Source organism: Leifsonia sp. McL0627 (genome assembly GCF_058244615.1).
This window is the reverse complement of sequence record NZ_JBZCGM010000006.1, coordinates 1-18,495: the sequence shown is the minus strand read 5'-3', so window position 1 is coordinate 18,495 and position 18,495 is coordinate 1. Positions and strand designations below refer to the sequence as shown.

Here is an 18,495-nt window from a genome sequence, read left to right as displayed (position 1 = left end):
GCCGCGTGACCGTATCCGGACGTTTCGTCGCCCTGCTCGCGCTCGGGGCGATCCCCGTCGTGCTGCTCGGCGCGGCAGAGGGCGCGTCCTACCTCGCGCTCGGCTGCTGGCTGCTGCTCTGTGTGCTCCTCGGCGTGCTCGACCTCCTGATCGCCGGCTCCCCGCGCCGCGTCGCACTCGGCAGGGTGCTGCCATCGCGGGTCAGGCTCGGAACGGAGGCGACGAGCGAGCTGCTCGTGACCAACACGGGTCGCCGGGCCATCCACGGAACGGTCAGAGACGCCTGGGAGCCGTCTGCAGGCCTCGACAGGTCCCGCACGCGCGTCTCCGTCCCGGCCGGGGAGCGCCGGCGCATCACGGCGACGCTGACCCCGTGGCGCCGCGGCGAGCGCCGCGTCGCCCAGGTGACCGTTCGCTCGTGGGGGCCGCTGCACCTGTGGGCCAGGCAGGCGACGCTCGACGCCCCGGGGCGCATCCGGGTGCTGCCGCCATTCAACGCCCGCAAGCACCTGCCATCCCGGCTGGCGAGGCTGCGCGAGCTCGACGGCATGACCAGCGTGATGCTGCGCGGACAGGGCACCGAGTTCGACTCGCTGCGCGAGTACGTGCGCGGAGACGACGTCCGCTCGATCGACTGGCGGGCGACGGCCAGGCGCCACGACCCGAACAGCGGCCGGGGTGCCCGCGTGATGGTGCGCACCTGGCGTCCAGAACGCGACAGGCGCGTGGTCATCGTCATCGACACGGCACGCACCTCGGCGGCCAGGATCGGCGACGAGCCGCGCATCGACACCGCGTTCGAATCGTCGCTGCTGCTGGCGGCCCTCGCGACGCGGGCGGGAGACCGGGTCGACCTGCTGGCCTACGACCGAGCAGTGCGCGGCAGGGTGCAGGGCGCGAGCGGCCCCGAACTGCTGTCCAGGATGGTGGATGCGATGGCCGGCATCGAGCCCGCGCTGATCGAGATGGACTGGTCAGCCGTCCCCGCTCAGGTGGCCGCCGTGACCAGCCAGCGCTCTCTGGTCGTGCTCCTGACCTCGGTGGAGGCGCCCGGCGCATCCAGAGGGCTGCTCTCGGTGCTGCCGCAGCTGACGAAGAAGCACCTCGTGGTGGTGGCGTCGGTGACCGACCCGGAGACCATCGAGGCGACTGGACAGCGGAGGAATCGCGACGAGGTGTACCGTGCCGCCGCCGCCGAACGCTCGCTCCTCGATGTGAGCCGGGTGACCGCCGCCATCCAGCGGCTGGGGGCCGATGTGGTGACGGGGTCGCCGGAGGATCTTCCGCCGGCGCTCAGCGACGTGTACCTGGCGCTGAAGGCGGCCGGGCGTCTCTGACCGGCGACGGCGCTGCTAGCCGGCGACGACGCTGCTAGCCAGCGACCACGCGACGGGAGCCGGACTCGTACTCGGTCAGGTCGCCGGTCTCGCCCAGCCGCACCGCGCGGCGGCCGAGGACGAGCATGTACGCGAGGAACGCGGCGAGCGCGAGCGCCCCGATCGCGATTTTCGCCCAAACGGGCAGCGACGACGGCGTCACGAAGCCCTCGATGAGCCCGGAGACGAAGAGCGAGATCGCGCAGCCGACCGCCACGGTGAACAGCGCACGGCCGTCCTCGGCGAGCGCCTGGGCGCGCGTCCGGGCTCCCGGTGCTATCCAGGCCCAGAAGATGCGCAGCCCCGCTGCCGCCGCCACGAACACGCTCGTGAGTTCGAGCATCCCGTGCGGGAGGATGTACGAGAACATCACGTCGCCGCGCCCGTAGGCGAACATGACCCCGGCCGCCGTTCCGACGCCGATGGCGTTCTGCAGCAGCACGTACGGCACGTAGAGGCCGGTGATGCCGAACGCGATGCACTGGGCGGCGATCCAGGCGTTGTTGGTCCACACCTGCCCGGAGAACGACGCCGCCGGGTTGTTCGAGTAGTAGTCGATGAAGTCGTGCTCGACATAGCGGCGGAGCTGCGCGTCGCTGCCGAAGTTGGCGAGCACCTGCGGGTTGCCCGTGATCCAGACCGCGTACAGCGTCGCGACCACGACGGTCGCGACGGCGACGCCGAGCACGACCCACCGGATGCGGTACAGGGCGGCGGGAAGCTGGTAGACGAAGAACCGCGGAAGCATCGAGAACAGGTTCGCGCCCGCCCCGGTGAATTTGAGGCGCGCGGAGGCGAGCGCGAGGGAGAGCCTGTCGCCCGTCGCCGTGGATCCTGCGATGGTCTTGATGGCCGACAGGTCGGACGCACCGGACTGATACAGGTCGATCAGTTCGTCGGCCTCTTTGCCGTCGAGACGGCGTCGTTTTGCCAGCTGGGCGAGTCTGTCCCAGTCCGCGCTGCGCGCTGCCGTGTATGCGTCGAGATCCATCTGCTTGAATGATAGCCATGACGGCACCGGCGCAGACGTACTCCGGCCACGACGAACGCGAACTCGTCACCGGCGAGGCCGTCGCGCTCGACGTCAAACCGGCCAGTTACATCCTCCGTGCCGCAGGAACCGCCATCGACTGGCTGACGTACATGCTCGTCATGCTCGGCTGCATCCTGCTGCTCGTCGCAACGGGTGGCGGGCTGGATGCGGCGGCGGGCCGGGCGCTCGTCGTGCTCATCCTGGTATTCGGGATGGTGGTGCTCCCGACGACCGTTGAGCTCGCGAGTCACGGCAAGTCGCTCGGGAAGCTCGCGGTCGGGGCGCGCATCGTCCGCGACGACGGCGGCGCCATCGGCTTCCGGCACGCGTTCATCCGGGCGCTCGTCGGCGTGCTGGAGATCTTCATGACCGTCGGCGGCGTTGCGGCCCTCACCGGACTCCTGAACGCGAGGTCGAAGCGTCTCGGCGACCTCCTGGCGGGCACGTACAGCCAGTACGAGCGAGCGCCGAAGGCCGACCCCCTCCCCCTCTTCCTCGCGCCGCATCTGGCCGGCTGGGCCGCCACGGCGGACGTCGCGAAGCTGCCGGACAGGCTCGCCCGCCGGATCGCCCAGTTCGTGCGCCAGGCGCCGCAGCTCACGGCGACCGCGCGTGCCGGACTGAGTGCCGAGCTGGCGGCCGAGGCGTCCGCGTACGTCTCCCCCTCCCTCCTGTCGACGCGGAGACGTTCCTGGTGGCCGTCGCCCTGCTGCGCCGTCAGCGCGACGCCACCGGCCTCGCCATCGAACAGGAACGCCTCCAACGGCTCGAACCGCTGCTCGACGGGCTGCCGCACGACTTCCCCGACCGCTGAGCACATCCGGCCGAGCCCATCCCGTTCGGCCGATCCGCTGAGCCCGATCCGCTAGGAGCACTATGACCGAATACCGCGCCCACTTCGATGCGACGGTGACGTTCGTCAACGGCGGCAGCCTGCAGACCAACGGTTTCCGGCTCGACCTGCCGGACGCAGCCGAGTCGGAGGAGGAGATCGCCGAACTGTTCGTGCGGCACCTCGGCCTCGCGCTCGTCGGCGAGGTGCGGCTGTCCGGCCTCACCATCGTGGAGGAGCAGCACAGGGGCAGCAGAGGGATCAGCCCGGAGCCGTCGACCGCGCCGGTGCAGGAGCGTGCGCGCCTCGTCGACCTGAGTCACCGCATCCGGGCCGGGCTCGTCACATACCCCGGGCTGCCAGCGCCGACGATCACACCGCACCTGACCCGTGAGGACTCCGTTGCGAGGTACGCCCCCGGCACCCAGTTCGCAATGGACATCATCACCATGATCGGCAACACGGGCACCTACCTCGACAGCCCGTTCCACCGCTACGCGGACGGCGGCGACCTCGCGTCGCTCGACCTGTCGACGCTCGTCGGCCTCCCAGCCGAGGTCTTCCACCTGACCGACCTGGGCGAGCGCGGCATCCCGGCGACGGTGTTCCACGACCGCACGCTGGCCGGGACGGCCGTGCTGCTGCACACCGGCTGGGATGCCCGCTTCGGCCGACCGGAATACGCGCACGGAGCGCCGTTCCTCACCGAGGCTGGAGCACAGCACCTGGTGGATGCGGGCGTCACCCTGGTCGGCATCGACTCTCTCAACATCGACGACACCGAGTCCGGCGGCGAACGCCCGGCGCACTCCCTGCTGCTCGCGGCGGGCATCCACGTTGTCGAGCACCTGACGAACCTCGGGTCCGTTCCGGCGCGCGGCGCACGCTTCACGGCCGCCCCGCCTGCCGTCGAGGCCTTCGGCACGTTCCCCGTGCGTGCATACGCGGAGGTCTGACACGGAGGCTTAACGCAACGAGTGGTCCCGAATTGCCGTGCGCAACGTGTGCGCTGCGGCGATTCGGGACCACTCGATTGGTGGGGCGCGGTGGAGGCGGCTCAGTCGTGCAGGATGCGCTGGAAGAGCACGTGGTCCTGCCAGCGGCCAGCGATGTTGAGGTAGTTCGGGGCGACGCCGATGCGCTCGAAGCCGGAGCGCGTCAGGACGGACTGCGACGCCTGGTTGTGCAGCAGCGTCGCGGCCTGGATGCGGTGCAGCCCGAAGTCGTCGCGGGCCGTCTCGACGATGACGCCGAGAGCGGCGGAGGCGAGCCCCTGCTTGGTGTGCGCGCGATCGAGCCAGTAGCCGATCATCGCGCTCTCGAAGGCTCCGTGCACGATGCTGCTGAGGTCGAAGCCCCCGGCGACGTCGTCGCCGTCCACGATGATGAGCGGGACGGCCGTGCCTGCACCGTAGAGCGCAAGCGCCCTCTCGATGTGCCTGCGCTGCGCCTCCGCGGTGAAGAACTCGTCGGTGCGGGTCGGCTCCCACGGAGCGAGGTGGCCCCGGTTGGCGACGTATGCTGCCGCGAGCGCCGGGGCGTCCTCAGGCCTGCGCACGCGCAGGGTGAGGCCGCCCGGCAACTCGCGGTCGGTGAAGGTGAGTGTCATCAGTATCGGTAGTGATCGACCTTGTACGGCCCGTCGACGCTGACGCCGATGTATGCGGCCTGCTCGTCGGTCAGGGTCGTCAGCTCCACGCCGAGCGCATCCAGGTGGAGGCGTGCGACCTTCTCGTCGAGGTGCTTGGGGAGCACGTAGACGCCGATCGGGTAGTTCTCCGGCGAGACGTACAGCTCCAGCTGCGCGAGCACCTGGTTGGTGAACGAGTTGCTCATCACGAAGCTCGGGTGGCCGGTGGCGTTGCCGAGGTTCATCAGACGGCCCTCCGACAGCACCAGGACGCTGCGGCCGCTCGGCAGGCGCCACTCGTGCACCTGCGGCTTGATCTCGACCTTCTCGGCGCCCGCGAGCGATTCGAGGCCCGCCATGTCGATCTCGTTGTCGAAGTGGCCGACGTTCGCCACGATCGCCTGATGCTTCATCGCCAGGATGTGGTCGAGTGTGATCACGTTGAGGTTGCCGGTGCCGGTGATGAAGATGTCGACCTGGTCGACGACGGACTCGATGCGCGCCACCTGATAGCCGTCCATCGCCGCCTGGAGGGCGTTGATCGGGTCGACTTCGCTGACGATCACACGGGCGCCCTGGCCGCGCAGCGCCTCCGCCGCCCCCTTGCCCACGTCGCCGTAGCCCGCGACGAAGGCGATCTTGCCGCCGATGAGCACGTCGGTGGCGCGGTTGAGGCCGTCCGGGAGGGAGTGGCGGATGCCGTACTTGTTGTCGAACTTGCTCTTGGTCACCGAGTCGTTGACGTTGATGGCCGGGAAGAGCAGCTGGCCGTCGCGAGCGAGCTCATAGAGGCGGTGGACACCGGTGGTGGTCTCCTCCGTGACGCCGAGGAGGTCGGCTGCCACGCGGGTCCAGCGGTCGGCGGACTCGGCGATGGAGGCGCGGAGCGCTGCGAGGATCACGCGGTATTCGTGGCTGTCGCCTGCCGCGTCGTCCGGCACTGCACCTGCGAGCTCGAACTCGCGGCCCTTGTGCACGAGGAGGGTGGCGTCGCCGCCGTCGTCGAGGATCAGGTTCGGGCCGGTCCAGTCGGCGCCGACCGCCGAGGCCTCTGTCGTCCAGTCGAAGATCTGCTGGGTGCACCACCAGTACTCCTCCAGAGACTCGCCCTTCCAGGCGAACACGGGGACACCGGCCGGCGCATCCACTGTGCCGTTCGGGCCAACGGCGATGGCCGCAGCCGCGTCGTCCTGGGTCGAGAAGATGTTGCAGCTGGCCCAGCGCACCTGCGCGCCGAGAGCGACAAGTGTCTCGATCAGCACGGCGGTCTGCACGGTCATGTGCAGCGAGCCGGCGATGCGAGCGCCCGCCAGGGGCTTCGACGCCCCGAACTCCTCACGGAGCGACATGAGACCGGGCATCTCGTTCTCTGCCAGACGGATCTGGTGGCGCCCCGCCTCTGCGAGGGAGAGGTCTGCGACCTTGAACGGAAGAGTGGAGGTGGATTCAGCGACGGTGGTTGTGGCCATTGCCCCATTGTCGCATCCGGTGCCCGCGTCGCACAGTCGTGTGACGGGATGCCCGCTGTCAGGCGCGGATGAGCGCCAGCACTTCGTCGCGGATGCGCTCCATCGTCGGCCGGTCGGCCGCCTCGACATTGAGCCGCAGCAGCGGCTCGGTGTTCGACGGGCGGACGGAGAACCACCAGAACGGCTCGTCGCCTCCGACGTAGCCGGTGACGGTCAGCCCATCGAGCTCGTCGAACTCCGCCCGGCCGGTGAACGCCTCGACCACGCGCGTGAACGCGGAGGGGACGTCGTCGACCGTCGAGTTGATCTCTCCGGACATCGGATACGGGGTGAACCGGGCGGATAGCTCGGACAGCGGCCGGTCCTGGGCGCCGAACTCGGCGAGCAGGTGCATGGCGGCGAGCATCCCGTTGTCCGCACTCCAGAAATCGCGGAAGTAGTAGTGCGCGGAGTGCTCTCCGCCGAAGACGGCGCCGGATTCGCGCATCGCGTCTTTGATGAGGGTGTGGCCGACGCGGGTGCGCAGCGGCGTGGCTCCCGCCGCCTCGATCGTCTCCGGGACCACGTTGGAGGTGATCAGGTTGTGGATGACCGTGATCTCGGCGTCCGGGTCCTCGCGTCTGGCGCGCGCGATCTCGCGCAGCGCGACGATCGCGGCGACGGCGGACGGCGTGACGGCGTCCCCGTTCTCGTCCACGACGAAGCAGCGGTCGGCGTCGCCGTCGAAGGCGAGGCCGATGTCCGCCCCGTGCTCCACGACGGCGCGCTGCAGGTCGACCAGGTTCTTCGGGTCGAGCGGGTTGGCCTCGTGGTTGGGGAATGTGCCGTCGAGCTCGAAGTACATCGGGATGATCGTGAGCGGAAGGGCGGGAAGGCCCGCCGCCTCGCCGAGCACGGCGGGAACGGTCAGTCCGCCCATGCCGTTGCCCGCATCCACCACGACGGTGATCGGGCGGATGCCGGAGAGGTCGACCAGCGAACGCAGGTAGGCGGAGTACGCGGCGAGCACGTCCTCCTCGCGGAAGCCGCCCGGCTCGTCCACGGCGTCGACGCCGTCGTGCAGGTAGACGGCCGCGCGGTCGCGCACACCGGCGAGCCCGGTGTTCATGCTGAGCCCCTGCGCGCCGGCGCGGGAGAGCTTGATGCCGTTGTAGGTGGCGGGATTGTGGCTCGCGGTGAACATGGCCGCGGCCGACGCCCACGCACCGGATGCGAAATACGACTCGTCCGTCGAGCACAGGCCGATCGACACGACGTTGGCTCCCCTGGCCTGTGCACCACGTGCGAACGCGGCCGCGAACGTGGGAGACGAGTCGCGCATGTCGTGTCCGACGATGACGTCCTGCCCAGCAGCCCCGACCTCGTCGACGAAGCCGGCCGCGATGGCGGTGACGACCTCCTCGGTCAGATCCTTGCCAACGAGGCCACGGATGTCATACGTCTTCACGACGGCGTCGAGCGAGGAGTTGTGCGGAGTATCGGTGTTGGTGCTCACGCCCCATAACCTACTTCACCGAACACCTGATGCCGCACAACCTGCCAGCCCTGCGGAGCGGACATCCGCTCGGCGTGGATGGCGCAGAGATCGTAGGAGTGCGGCTCGTGGCTCAGGCTCAGCGGGCCGAGCACGGCCATCGAATCCGCGTACACGTATGTGAGCGTGGCCACAGCATCGCGTGGACACGCCACGCGGGAACACGGGCGGCTCAACATCGGCCTCAGGATACCCGAGCACAGGCGACGTAGGATTGCGACATGCCCCGCAACCGCCGCTCAAGCAGCCAGCCGCCTGCCACCTCCCGGTGGCGCAGCAGGCACGGGCGCGGAGCCAGAGGCCCCGTCACCGGTCCGCACCTGCCGATGCTGAACAACCGCATCGACTTCTTCGACATGACCGTCGCCTCCACGGCCGACTACCTCAAAGGCGTCTGGCCGAACGAGCTCGCCGACGTGCACTTCGAGGTCGCGGCGACACCGATCGGCAACACGGGAAGCGACGGCGTCGACCGCTGGCACGTCGACCACGCGCAGCGCCGCATCGTGCTCTACCGGGTGCCCATCCAGCGCCTCACGAAGCTGCACCGCAACGACGACCTGCACCGCAGGATGTTCGTGGAGGGCTGCGTGTTCCGCGCCGTCGCGGAGCTGCTGGGGAAAGACCCGTGGGACCTGGCGCCGGATCGGTACCGTCACTTCTGACGGTCCGACGCTGCGCTAGCGCGGGTACACCTCGATCGGCGCGGCCAGCGGGCCAGGCGGGTTGAGCGGGAACGAGCTCGCCAGACCATCGGCGGAGAAGCTGACGCTCACGTAGAGTCCGTGGCCGCCCGTGACGGTGTACATCCCGCCGCCGACCTTGACGTTCGCCGCCCCCTCAGCGGGGATGGTCAAGGTCGCCGGAGCCCCGGAGCGGCCCTTGATGGTCACCTTCTGGTCTTTGGTGCCCGGGTTGGCGAAGTGCACCATCGGGCCGGGAGCGGACGGCACGGCGGCGAGGAACGTGTCGCCCATCGGCTGCGACGATCCGAACCAGCTGAAGTCCTGCGACTTCGCCCCGGCGACCGAGGTGCGCGCCGCGGCGACGACGGGGACGGACGACCGCACGGTGACGGTGTAGTTGCCGTCCTTCAGGTGATCGAGCGGGATCTCGGCGACGACACCGGCCTTGACGGTCTGGGCATAGGAGTTGCCGGCGGCCGTGCCGTTCTCGCCGACGGCGCCGACCGTGATGTCGGCGTCGGTGCTGCCCGGCACGAAGATCCGGACGGCCGGCAGGTCCGAAGCTGTAGCTCTCACCGGATTGCGCGCCCTCGATGGCGGCGAGGTTGGCGATGGTCATTCCGGAGATCACCTGCACGCGCGACGGAGACCCTGTCGCACCGGTCAGTTCGGCACCGCGCGGGTCGATGCCCTGCTCGAAGCTCTGCTGCAGCGAGGCGAGCACCTGGCCGCCCGTGCTCTGCACATGGACGACGGGGGCTGCGACCGACGGCGCGAGCCCGGCGAGCGGGATCACCTTCTGCGTGCCGGCCGGAACGACGATGCCCGCCGCGCCCGGCGCATCCACTGGACCGGTCTCGGCGAAGATCGTGAGATTGACGGTCGCCTGCACGGAGGTCGGGTTGGAGAGCATGACCAGGCTGGTCTGGCCGAGCGCCGTGGAACCGGCGACGAGCCAGCTGTCGGCGTTCGCCTCGCCGCAGGCCGTCGTCGCCAGCCCGGCGAGGTCGGCCGTCGTCGCGTTCTGGGACTGGGCGCCGGCGATGAGCGGAGGGGTGTTCGCGCCCGGCGGCGTCGCGACGGTGAGCGTCTGCGGAGCCTTGGAGGGGTCAGAGCCGTCGGAGTCCGGTTTCAGCGATCTGGTCTGGATGCTGCCGCCGTCCGTCCCGTACGTCGAGGTCGGCGCGGCGAAGGGGGAAGCGGTGGTCGCCGCGGTGGCGTCCGCCGCGAGTGCAAGCAGCGGCCCAGGGCAGACGCGCTGCTGATCGGCGGGCACGGGCTTCACTGTCGAAGCCGGTGCGGAGATCTGGAACGACGGGATGGGAAGCAACGATGCACCGGCGATGGCGATGCCGGCCACACCCAGGCCGACGACGCCCGCGACGACGCGGATGCTGACTCTGGCGATTCCACGCTTATCAGCCACGGTCGCCTCCTTCCGTTCCGCGACGCGGGCGGATGATCGTCTCTTCGAGGCCTTCCTCGAGGGTGGTCGGCGTCGCAGGGACGAGGACGTCCTCGGGCTTCGGCTGCGGCTCCTGCACTGGTTCGGGGTTCTGGGGCTCTGGTTCTGGTTCTGGTTCTGGAGCAGGCTCCTGGGCCGGTTCCGGTGCAGGTTCGGGTGCGGGCTCGGGTTCCGGCGCGGGCTCGGGTTCCGGCTCCGGCTCCGGCTCCGGCTCCGGTGCAGGCTCGTCCGCCGGTTCGGCGTCCGGCGCAGGCTCGACCGCAGGCTCTGACTCCTGGGCGTCCTCCTCCGTGGATTCAACCGACGCTTCGTCGTCCGGCTCCGCCTCGTATTCCGAGAGCGTCTCGTCGGCCACGTTCTCCTCGCCGTCCTTCGGCTGATCCGGCTCGTCGTCCGGCGTCACGACGCCGTCGTCGTCCTCGCCGTGGCGGCGCTTGGGCCGACGCGAGTTCAGCTCGGCGACGCGGTCGGCCGACCGCGTGGTCGGGATGGCCATCAGCAGCGCGATGCCGACGATGATGCCCTGGACCAGCAGCACGATCGGGCGCCAAATCCCTCCGGCGTCCGCCGGGACGATCGCGGCAGCAGGTTCTGCGGCAGTGCCACGGTCGAACGCCCACAGCTGGCCGCTCACGGTCGCTCCGACCGGTGCGAGCAGCGGGTTGGCGTCGAGTGCAGTGGATGCACGCACCCTGCTGACCTTCGCCGGTTCGCTGACCGGCAGAGGCTCCGTGGACTTCTGGTCGAGCTGTCTGGCGGCCGGTGCGAGCAGCACGAAGTCGATGCCGAGCTTCTTCATGGTGGCGGAGCCGTCGTAGCCGCTCTGCGACGACAGGTTGCCCGCGAGCGTCGCCAGCTCTTTCTGCTGCTGCGAGAGCGTGCGCTCCGTCGAACTCAGCGTGCTCTGCACGTCGAGGGTCTGGCCGGAGCCACGGACGAGTTCGGCCGCGATCCCGCCGTTCGGCTGCGCGGTGATCCGCAAGGTCCCCGTGCGCGGCTGCGTCGCCGCCTTCGCCGTGACGACCGCCGGCATCGTGCGCCCGTCGCTCTGGACGACGTCCGTCTGGCCGTCGAGCATGCCGATGGCCGACGGCACGGTGGCGATGGCGAGCGTGAGGATCGCGACCCAGGCCGGGTACACCGCGGCGCGTCCAATGGCGGAGAGAGCGAGGACGGCGGCGCCGATCAGACCGAGCCAGTACAGGCTGACGGCCGTGCCAGGCCAGATCGGGACCACGGTCGAACCGGCGACGGCGACCTGCACGTGCAGCGACGCCACAGCAGTGAGGAAGCCGACCAGGGCGACGAGCAGCGCGACGATGGCCCTGCTCGACCCTTTGAGGAACAGGGCGAGGATCGCGAGGACGCCGAGCGGGGCGAGCAGGATCGGGACGATGATGTTCGGGGCCGCCTCCGGCAGCGGGAACGAGAGCACCGAGCCGAGGTCGTGCCAGCCGCCGAGCGTTCCGTCGGGGAAGCCCAGGGCGAGCTGCCAGGCGGGCGTCTGGCGCGCATCCAGTGCGACTCCGGGGTCGGCGAAGATCGACAGCCACGCCCCGCGGCTGATCTGCTGCCAGACCAGCGGGGCGAACAGCACGACGGCGGGCAACGGGATGAACGCGATGCGCGCCGCCCTTCGTCCACCGAACGCGATGGCCGCGATCCAGGCCACCAGGAGGGCCGGGATGAGGACGGGGGCGCAGGCGGCCGTCGCCGCGGCGAGGAGGGCGGTGACGGCGCTGGCCGCCCACGACCGGCGAGCCGCGAGCCCGGCGAAGAACAGCCACGGGAGCAGCACGTGCGCGATCACGGCCGACGGGCGGCCGCCCTGCAGCGCGACCAGCAAGGTCGGCGCGAACGCGTACGCGAGCCCGGCGAACACGCGGAGCGTCGTCTTGGCGGTGAGCCTGGCGGCGGCGAGCCACGCGCCGAGAGCGGCGAGCGGGATCGCGAGGAAGTACAGCCCGACGATGGCGATGGACGGCTGCCAGAATGTCAGCGTACCGAGCACCGCCAGCACGGCGGAGAACGGGTCGGCGGCCCCGGTGAAGCCCAGCCCGATGTCGCGCCAGCCGTAGCCGAGGTTCGCCCAGAGCTGCCCGACCGACGAGGTCAGCGGAAGCAGCCCTCCCCCGGTGAGCGCGCTGCTGCCGAACAGCGGGAAGAACAGCGCGACGCCGACGACCAGCGCGGCGAGCACCGTCCAGCCTCCACCCGTTCCGAAGAAGTCGAGCTCCTGGCGTTCGCCCTGCTGGCCGACCTGCGCCGCCTCGCGTTTCAGCGCACGCGCACGCCGCACCTCGTCCAACGGGATGCGCAGGGGCGCGACGGCGGCCCAGCCGACCGTCTTGTTCGTGGCGAGCGTCTTGCGCGCGTTGCTCACCTTCATCCCGGAGAACGCGACGCGGAATCCTGCGGCGAGTTCGCCGCCGACGGAGCCGGGCTCCTTGCGCAGGATGCGACCGAGGGAGCGGAGGATCGCGAGCGGCACCAGGCTGAGCCAGTGGAACGGCACGGCCGCTGCCGGCGCGTAGACCATCCGGCGGTGCAGCTGCGCTGCGCGACGCTCCTTGGTGAGGCGGCGGCGCACGGTCCACTTGCGTGAGAGATTGGGGCCCGCGATGCCGTCCCCGGCGATCGCCACCCTGGCCTGGGCGACGAGCGAGACCCGGTAGCCGGCGAGGCGCACCCTGGTGCAGAAGTCGAGGCCGTCGTCGGCGGTCGGCAGCGCCGGGTCGAACCCGCCGAGCTTGTCCCAGACAGTCTGGCGCACGATCATGCCGGCGGAAGAGACGCCAAGGACGTCGGTGAGGCCGTCGTGCTGCGCCTGGTCCATCTCGTTCTCGACCAGTGGCACCGCGGCGCCGAGCGGCGTCATCGCCACACCGAACTCGCGGATGAACGACGCGTCCTCCCAGTCGACCAGCTTGGGTCCGGCGACCGCGACGGACGGCGACACCTCGACGGCGCCGAGCAGCGCTTCGAGGGCGCCGGGCTCCGGAGCCGTGTCCTGCGCGAGCAGCCAGAGCCACTCGTGGTCGGACGTCGGCGGCGCGGTCACCCGCACGCCGGTCGCGACGGCGGCCCCGAACGGCAGCCGCTCCTGTACGGAGAGGATCTGGGTCGGATGGAAGTCGGCGAAGAGCTTGGCGGCGTCGTCCGTCGACGCGCAATCGACGGCGATCACGGCGTCCGGTTGTCTCGTCTGGGCCGCGATGGCGTCGAGAGTGCGCTGAAGGTGGGGGCCGCCGGCCTGGGCGACGACGATGGCAGTGACTCTCGGATACATCGGGAGTCAGCCTAGGTTGGCGTCGCGTCGATTCGTGGAGGCAGATCGGGCGCGGCGCGAATTCACGACCGGCCCTGGGAGTCGGGTGGGTTCACGCTGATCGTGGGCGGGGAAACCGGCGCAGAAAGCTGCCGAGAGACCGAGGAATCGTCAGCTGGCGCGCTTGCGGAGTTTGCGACGCTCGCGCTCGGAGAGACCACCCCAGATGCCGAAGCGCTCGTCGTTTGCGAGAGCGTATTCGAGGCACTGCGAGCGCACTTCGCACGAGGTGCAGATCCTCTTGGCGTCGCGGGTCGAACCGCCCTTTTCCGGGAAGAACGCCTCGGGATCGGTCTGTGCGCAGAGCGAATCGGACTGCCAGGCCAGCGGATTGTCGTCGTCGACACTCGGCCGGACTCCCGGAACCCCGAGTTTGACCGGATCGATGAACCAGTCGTCGGGTACTCCAGAGCGATATTCAGGAACTGTCATATCGGACTCCCACCCATTAACTGCTAAGCACACGCCAGACAACGTGTTGGAATAATTACACCGTTGTCATTCCCAAGAGTCAAGTCGCAAATCGTAAAGCCTTGAGTCCAGGTCGAGACTTCGCGACGCGCCGACGGTCGACAACAATCCCGACACGCCCGGCCGTTCTACCCCCGTTCGACGGTTGGCAGTGCGGTCAGGAGGCCGCTTGGCGGGCTTCCCAGGCGCTGCGAACCATCTCGTCCAGGGTGTGGCGCATTCTCCAGTCCAGATCCCGGGCGGCGAGTTCACCGGATGCGACGATCCTGGCAGGATCTCCCGCGCGGCGCGGCCCCACTTCTGGGGTGAACTCGATACCGGTCACCGACGCGACGGTCGTCATGATCTCGCCGACCGAGACGCCGTCGCCGCTGCCCAGGTTGTAGACGGGCTCGATGTCCTCCCCCGCATCCAGTCGTTTCGCCGCCGCGACGTGCGAGGCGGCCAGATCGGCGACGTGGATGTAGTCGCGGACGCAGGTGCCGTCCGGCGTCGGGTAGTCCACGCCGTTGATGCGCGGGGTGCGTCCTGCGGCCAGAGCGTCGAACACCAGGGGGAACAGGTTGTGCGGGCTGGTGTCGCGGAGCGCGGGGTCGCCGGAGCCGACGACGTTGAAGTAGCGCAGGCTGGTGTGTCGGAGTGCGGCGGCGACACCCTGGTCGCGCAGCAGCCACTCCCCGATCAGCTTGGACTCCCCGTATGGCGACTCGGGGTTCTTGGGCGTCCCCTCGGTGACGATGTCCACATCCGGGGTGCCGTAAACGGCGGCGGACGACGAGAAGACCATCGCGTCGACGCCGGCCTCCTGCATGGCGGCCAGCAGCACGGCGGTGGCCGTCACGTTCTGCTCGTAGGTGTGCAGCGGACGCTGCACGGAAACGCCCGCGTACTTGAAGCCGGCGACATGCACGACGCCGGTGACGTTGTTCTCGGCGAGGATCTGCTGGAGCAGCGCGCCGTCGAGGATGGTCCCGCGGTAGAACGGAACGCCGGAAGGGACGAACTCCTCATGCCCGCTCGACAGGTCGTCGACCACGACGACGTCGATGCCCTCCGAACGGAAGGCCCGCACGATGTGCGAGCCGATGTATCCAGCTCCTCCGGTCACCAACCACGCCACGCGGTCCTCCTCATACGCTCGTCTGCTCGGCTGCGTCGTCCTGCCGAACGCCCAGCCTATCGGCCCCGCCAACGCCATCAGGGAGCGGCGGGAGGGGTCGGGCTGGACGAAGGCCGGCTAGACGAAGGCGGCCTGGCCGGTGATGGAGCGGCCGACGATGAGGGTGTTCATCTCGCGGGTGCCCTCGTTCGAGTAGAGGGCCTCGGCGTCGGCGAAGAAGCGGATGACGTCGTAATCGAGCACGATGCCGTTGCCGCCGAGGATCTCGCGGCACCACGCGACGGTCTCGCGCATCCGGGAGGTGGCGAACGCCTTGGCGAGCGCGGAGTGCTCGTCGCGCTGCTTGCCGTCGTCGAGCATCGTCGACACCCGCGTGCAGAGGGCGATCGAGGCGGTGATGTTGCCGAGCGACTTGACCAGCAGATCCTGGATGAGCTGGTGGGACCCCAAGGGCTTGCCGAACTGGATGCGCTCCTTCGAGTACTTCACCGCTGCCTCGTACGCGCCGACGGCGACGCCGACCGCCGCCCAGGCGACCTCGGCGGCTGAGCCGCAGCACAGCGGCGGTGTCCTTGAACGAGTTCGCGTTCTGCAAGCGCAGCGACTCGGGGACCACCACGTTCTCCAGCGTGATGTCGGCGTTCTGCACCATGCGGAGGGACTGCTTGCCCTCGATCTTCGTCGCCGTGTATCCGGGGGTGGAGGTCGGGACGATGAAGCCCTTGACCTGGCCGTCCTCAGCGCTCTTCGCCCAGATGATGGTGATGTCGCTGAACGTCGCGTTGCCGATCCAGCGCTTGGAGCCGTTGAGTACCCAGTTGTCGCCGTCGCGGGTGGCGATCGTGCGGAGGCCCTGCGCGGGAGTCGGAGCCGGAGAGCGGCTCGGTCAGCCCGAACGCGCCGAGGACCTCTCCGCTGGCGAGCTTCGGCAGCCACTCGGCGCGCTGCTCGTCCGAGCCGCACACGCCGACGGCGCCGAGCGCCAGGCCGTTCTGCACACCGACGTACGTGCTGACGGAGGCGTCGATGCGGGCGAGCTCGAGCGCCACCCAGCCGCGGAACACGGCCGAGTTCTCGAACTGGGCCGTCGGGGAAGCCGAGGCCGATGGTGCCCGTCTTGTGCAGGCCCTCGATGATCTGGTGCGGGAACTCCGCGCGCTCCCAGTGCTCGTTGACGATCGGCTTCACCTCGGCCTCGAGGTAGGCACGGAGGTTCGCGATGAAGTCCTTCTCCTGGGTACTGAGAAGGTCCTCATATCCGTAGAAATCGCTGGCGAGGGACTCGAAGGCCATAGCTGCTCCATTGCGTCGGACGGCGGGGTGACGGTCGGCGGGCGACCAGCGCCAGCCTAAGCAGCCGGGCGGGGCGGGCAAAAGCGATTGGTAGTTTGGTCTAACGAATCGAAAGGGACCACGACGGATGTTTGTGCGCATCGGCAATACCCCCCGCGACTACGCCTGGGGTTCCACCACCGCCATCGCCGGGCTTCTCGGCACCGAACCGAGCGGGAAGCCGGAGGCTGAGCTGTGGCTCGGCGCTCATCCCGGTTCGCCGTCGGTGATCGCCGATCCGTCGCAGACCGGAGGGGCGGCCGACCTGGCCGCCTGGACGGCCGCCGACCCGCAGGCGTCGCTCGGGCGACCGGATGCGCACCTCCCCTACCTGTTGAAGGTGCTGGCCGCCGCCGGACCGCTGTCCCTGCAGGCGCACCCGTCGTCGGAGCAGGCCGCAGCAGGGTTCGCCAGGGAGAACGCCGCCGGCATCCCGCTCGACTCCCCAGAACCAACTACAAGGACCCCTTCCACAAGCCGGAGCTCATCTACGCGCTCAGCGACACCTTCGATGCGCTGTGCGGGTTCCGCGACGTCGAGCGCAGCGCCGCCCTGTTCTCCGCGCTGGCGGAGACCGCCGCCGACGGCGAGCGCGCTGTCGTCTCCGCCTTCGCCGAGACCCTGACCGGGAGCCGACCGCTGTTTTGCGTCGCGCGACCGAGTGGCTGCTCGGCGGCGACCCGACCGTCGGCGAACTCGTCGGCGCCGTCGTCGCCACGGCCATCGCCATCGAGCCGGACCCGGAGTGGGCGACGACCTCGCCGTCGCCGCCGACACGGTGCGAATGCTCGCAGAAGCGTTCCCCGGCGACCCCGGCATCGTGCTCGCGCTGCTCCTCAACCGGGCGACCCTGCGACCGGGCGAAGTGCTCTACCTGCCCGCCGGGAACATCCACGCCTATCTGCGCGGCCTCGGCATCGAGCTCATGGCCGCGTCCGACAACGTGCTGCGCGGCGGCCTGACGCCGAAGCGCATCGACGTGCCGGAGCTGGTGAGCATCCTGGACTTCCGCCCCATCGTGGCCACACCGATGGCCGCGGAGCACCCTGCGCCCGGCGTCGACGTGTTCCGTCCGGACGTGCCCGACTTCGCCCTCGACCACGCCACGGTCGGCGGCGCGGCCACAGCCGCGATCCCGACCACGAGCATCCAACTGCCGGGGGCGGCCATCGCGATCTGCACGGCCGGCTCGGTGGAGCTGACCGGTGCACACGCCGGCCTGACGCTCGGGCGCGGACAGTCGGGGGCTCTCGATCACCCCCGACGAGGCCGCGGTCACGATCTCCGGGGACGGAACCGTGTTCGTCGCCACACCGAATGCCTGAATATCGGTCCGCTAGTCTTCCGAAACCAGACCTGCACTTTCCGCTCCGTCGATCAGGGCTCGTGTGGCCGCCGCTGCGTCCGGGTCGGGTGTCGCGGCGTTCGCAACGCTGCTGCTGTTCACGCTGTTCGCCGGCGACTTCTGGCGCAACCTGATCAGCTGGCCAGGGTACTTCGTGCTCGCCGGGCTGCTCGCGGCGGGCAGCATCGTGATCCTGGTGCGCACGCGCCCGGCGTTCCACTGGCGCAGGCTGCCCAGGATGCTCGCCCTCTTCCTGCTGCTGGCGACCGTGTCGATCGCGTGGTCGGCATATCCTGGGCGAGCGCGCCGCGCTCCGCCACGCGACGACCATCGGCGCAGTGTTCCTGGCGCTCCGCCTCGACTGGCCGCAGTGGCTGCGCGCTCGCGCCCGAACGCGTTCCGCTGGATCCTCGGCCTCGCACTGCTGTTCGAGTTCATCGTGGCCGCGTTCGTGCGGCACCCGGTGCTGCCGTTCTGGGCGCATTACCCGCCGGGCAAGCAACCGTCCGCGTTCTATTGGAGCAGGGGGCTGCTCTTCACGGCGGGCAATCGAACACGTCGACGAACAGCAACCTGCTGGCGATGGTGGCGCTGCTGGCGCTGATCGTGTTCGGCATCCAGCTCGCCGACCGCACCGTGCGGAGGGGCACGGGCATCACCCGGCTGGTGATCGCGGTGCTGGCGCTCGCGCTCACCCGCTCCTCCACCGTCATCGTGGCCCTCCTGGCGACCGCCGTCGTCCTCGGCTTCGCCCTGTGGATGCGCAGGGTCGGCCCGGACAGGCGCCGACCGGTCTACCTGACCGCCGCCGCGCTGACCGTCGTGGTCGTCGGCCTCGTGATCGCGTTCGCGTCGCGCATCCCCGCCCTGTTCG

The 18,495-nt window shown here is 69.8% G+C and carries 16 protein-coding genes and 3 pseudogenes; 7 read left to right on the top strand and 12 right to left on the bottom strand.

Translation table 11 applies throughout. The features are described from left to right. Positions 1–5: 5 nt before the first annotated feature. On the top strand, positions 6–1,337 hold the full coding sequence (locus AC37TH_RS16125) for a DUF58 domain-containing protein (RefSeq protein ID WP_490765364.1): 1,332 nt from the start codon (positions 6–8) through the stop codon (positions 1,335–1,337). A gap of 34 nt (positions 1,338–1,371) precedes the next feature. Here the strand turns inward: AC37TH_RS16125 and AC37TH_RS16120 are convergent, their stop codons facing one another. Further along, entirely contained in the window at positions 1,372–2,367 is a 996-nt protein-coding gene (locus AC37TH_RS16120; RefSeq protein ID WP_490765363.1) for a stage II sporulation protein M, read from the bottom strand. A 17-nt stretch (positions 2,368–2,384) separates the two neighbouring features. On the opposite strand from AC37TH_RS16120, the gene AC37TH_RS16115 reads away from it, so the two are divergent. Both AC37TH_RS16115 and AC37TH_RS16110 read left to right on the top strand, forming a co-directional pair. Continuing rightward, positions 2,385–3,278 carry an RDD family protein gene (locus tag AC37TH_RS16115; RefSeq protein ID WP_490765362.1) on the top strand — a complete coding sequence of 298 codons (894 nt, stop codon included), beginning with the start codon at positions 2,385–2,387 and terminating at the stop codon, positions 3,276–3,278. A gap of 7 nt (positions 3,279–3,285) precedes the next feature. Beyond that, positions 3,286–4,197 (top strand): cyclase family protein, encoded by a 912-nt coding sequence (locus AC37TH_RS16110; protein ID WP_490765361.1) that lies wholly within the window; start codon positions 3,286–3,288, stop codon positions 4,195–4,197. Between the two features lie 101 nt (positions 4,198–4,298). On the opposite strand, the gene AC37TH_RS16105 is transcribed toward AC37TH_RS16110, so the two are convergent. Genes AC37TH_RS16105 through AC37TH_RS16090 form a run of 4 tightly spaced genes read right to left on the bottom strand, consistent with a single transcriptional unit; the run spans position 4,299 to position 8,053 of the window. Beyond that, entirely contained in the window at positions 4,299–4,850 is a 552-nt protein-coding gene (locus AC37TH_RS16105) for a GNAT family N-acetyltransferase (protein ID WP_490765360.1), read from the bottom strand. Continuing rightward, positions 4,850–6,340 (bottom strand): adenosylhomocysteinase, encoded by a 1,491-nt coding sequence (gene ahcY / locus AC37TH_RS16100; RefSeq protein ID WP_490765359.1) that lies wholly within the window; start codon positions 6,338–6,340, stop codon positions 4,850–4,852. The genes AC37TH_RS16105 and ahcY overlap by 1 nt, the downstream gene beginning before the upstream one ends. Before the next feature lie 58 nt (positions 6,341–6,398). Continuing rightward, positions 6,399–7,835, bottom strand: coding sequence for a phosphomannomutase/phosphoglucomutase (locus AC37TH_RS16095; RefSeq protein WP_490765358.1), 1,437 nt, complete (start codon positions 7,833–7,835; stop codon positions 6,399–6,401). Further along, positions 7,832–8,053, bottom strand: coding sequence for a DUF3499 family protein (locus tag AC37TH_RS16090; protein WP_490765357.1), 222 nt, complete (start codon positions 8,051–8,053; stop codon positions 7,832–7,834). Before AC37TH_RS16090 ends, AC37TH_RS16095 begins: the two co-directional genes overlap by 4 nt. A gap of 42 nt (positions 8,054–8,095) precedes the next feature. On the opposite strand from AC37TH_RS16090, the gene AC37TH_RS16085 reads away from it, so the two are divergent. After that, positions 8,096–8,539: a metallopeptidase family protein gene (locus AC37TH_RS16085; RefSeq protein ID WP_085371336.1), complete on the top strand. Its 444-nt coding sequence runs from the start codon at positions 8,096–8,098 to the stop codon at positions 8,537–8,539. A gap of 15 nt (positions 8,540–8,554) precedes the next feature. On the opposite strand, the gene AC37TH_RS16080 is transcribed toward AC37TH_RS16085, so the two are convergent. The 6 genes and pseudogenes from AC37TH_RS16080 to AC37TH_RS16055 all read right to left on the bottom strand — a co-directional run bounded on the left by AC37TH_RS16080 (position 8,555) and on the right by AC37TH_RS16055 (position 16,237). Then, positions 8,555–9,136 (bottom strand): DUF5719 family protein, encoded by a 582-nt coding sequence (locus AC37TH_RS16080; protein ID WP_490765356.1) that lies wholly within the window; start codon positions 9,134–9,136, stop codon positions 8,555–8,557. A gap of 91 nt (positions 9,137–9,227) precedes the next feature. Continuing rightward, positions 9,228–9,836: pseudogene (locus tag AC37TH_RS16075) on the bottom strand (DUF5719 family protein); the annotation flags it as partial. A gap of 142 nt (positions 9,837–9,978) precedes the next feature. Beyond that, positions 9,979–13,314 carry a glycosyltransferase family 2 protein gene (locus AC37TH_RS16070; protein WP_490765355.1) on the bottom strand — a complete coding sequence of 1,112 codons (3,336 nt, stop codon included), beginning with the start codon at positions 13,312–13,314 and terminating at the stop codon, positions 9,979–9,981. 150 nt (positions 13,315–13,464) lie between these two features. Beyond that, positions 13,465–13,785 (bottom strand): WhiB family transcriptional regulator, encoded by a 321-nt coding sequence (locus AC37TH_RS16065; RefSeq protein WP_490765354.1) that lies wholly within the window; start codon positions 13,783–13,785, stop codon positions 13,465–13,467. A gap of 196 nt (positions 13,786–13,981) precedes the next feature. Then, entirely contained in the window at positions 13,982–14,944 is a 963-nt protein-coding gene (gene galE / locus AC37TH_RS16060; RefSeq protein WP_490765353.1) for a UDP-glucose 4-epimerase GalE, read from the bottom strand. A 117-nt stretch (positions 14,945–15,061) separates the two neighbouring features. Then, positions 15,062–16,237: pseudogene (locus AC37TH_RS16055) on the bottom strand (acyl-CoA dehydrogenase family protein). Between the two features lie 133 nt (positions 16,238–16,370). Between AC37TH_RS16055 and AC37TH_RS16050 the strand changes: the two are divergent. Then, the gene (locus tag AC37TH_RS16050; RefSeq protein WP_490765352.1) at positions 16,371–16,901 is read left to right on the top strand and encodes a type I phosphomannose isomerase catalytic subunit; all 531 of its coding nucleotides are present in this window, start codon (positions 16,371–16,373) and stop codon (positions 16,899–16,901) included. A 272-nt stretch (positions 16,902–17,173) separates the two neighbouring features. On the opposite strand, the gene AC37TH_RS16045 is transcribed toward AC37TH_RS16050, so the two are convergent. Next, positions 17,174–17,458, bottom strand: coding sequence for a hypothetical protein (locus AC37TH_RS16045; protein ID WP_490765351.1), 285 nt, complete (start codon positions 17,456–17,458; stop codon positions 17,174–17,176). 206 nt (positions 17,459–17,664) lie between these two features. Here AC37TH_RS16045 and AC37TH_RS16040 point away from each other — a divergent pair, with 206 nt between their 5' ends. Beyond that, positions 17,665–18,225, top strand: a complete 561-nt coding sequence (locus AC37TH_RS16040; RefSeq protein ID WP_490765350.1) for a hypothetical protein — start codon at positions 17,665–17,667, stop codon at positions 18,223–18,225. Beyond that, a pseudogene (locus AC37TH_RS16035) lies at positions 18,204–18,495 on the top strand (O-antigen ligase family protein); the annotation flags it as partial. The gene AC37TH_RS16040 and the pseudogene AC37TH_RS16035, both read left to right, overlap by 22 nt.

Excerpts from the sequence above, each read along its gene's own strand:
- AC37TH_RS16120 (WP_490765363.1), bottom strand. The coding sequence starts at position 2,367 with ATGGATCTCGACGCATACACGGCAGCGCGCAGCGCGGACTGGGACAGA.
- AC37TH_RS16115 (WP_490765362.1), top strand. The coding sequence starts at position 2,385 with ATGACGGCACCGGCGCAGACGTACTCCGGCCACGACGAACGCGAACTC.
- AC37TH_RS16110 (WP_490765361.1), top strand. The coding sequence starts at position 3,286 with ATGACCGAATACCGCGCCCACTTCGATGCGACGGTGACGTTCGTCAAC.
- AC37TH_RS16105 (WP_490765360.1), bottom strand. The coding sequence starts at position 4,850 with ATGACACTCACCTTCACCGACCGCGAGTTGCCGGGCGGCCTCACCCTG.
- ahcY (WP_490765359.1), bottom strand. The coding sequence starts at position 6,340 with ATGGCCACAACCACCGTCGCTGAATCCACCTCCACTCTTCCGTTCAAG.
- AC37TH_RS16090 (WP_490765357.1), bottom strand. The coding sequence starts at position 8,053 with ATGTTGAGCCGCCCGTGTTCCCGCGTGGCGTGTCCACGCGATGCTGTG.
- AC37TH_RS16085 (WP_085371336.1), top strand. The coding sequence starts at position 8,096 with ATGCCCCGCAACCGCCGCTCAAGCAGCCAGCCGCCTGCCACCTCCCGG.
- AC37TH_RS16070 (WP_490765355.1), bottom strand. The coding sequence starts at position 13,314 with ATGTATCCGAGAGTCACTGCCATCGTCGTCGCCCAGGCCGGCGGCCCC.
- AC37TH_RS16065 (WP_490765354.1), bottom strand. The coding sequence starts at position 13,785 with ATGACAGTTCCTGAATATCGCTCTGGAGTACCCGACGACTGGTTCATC.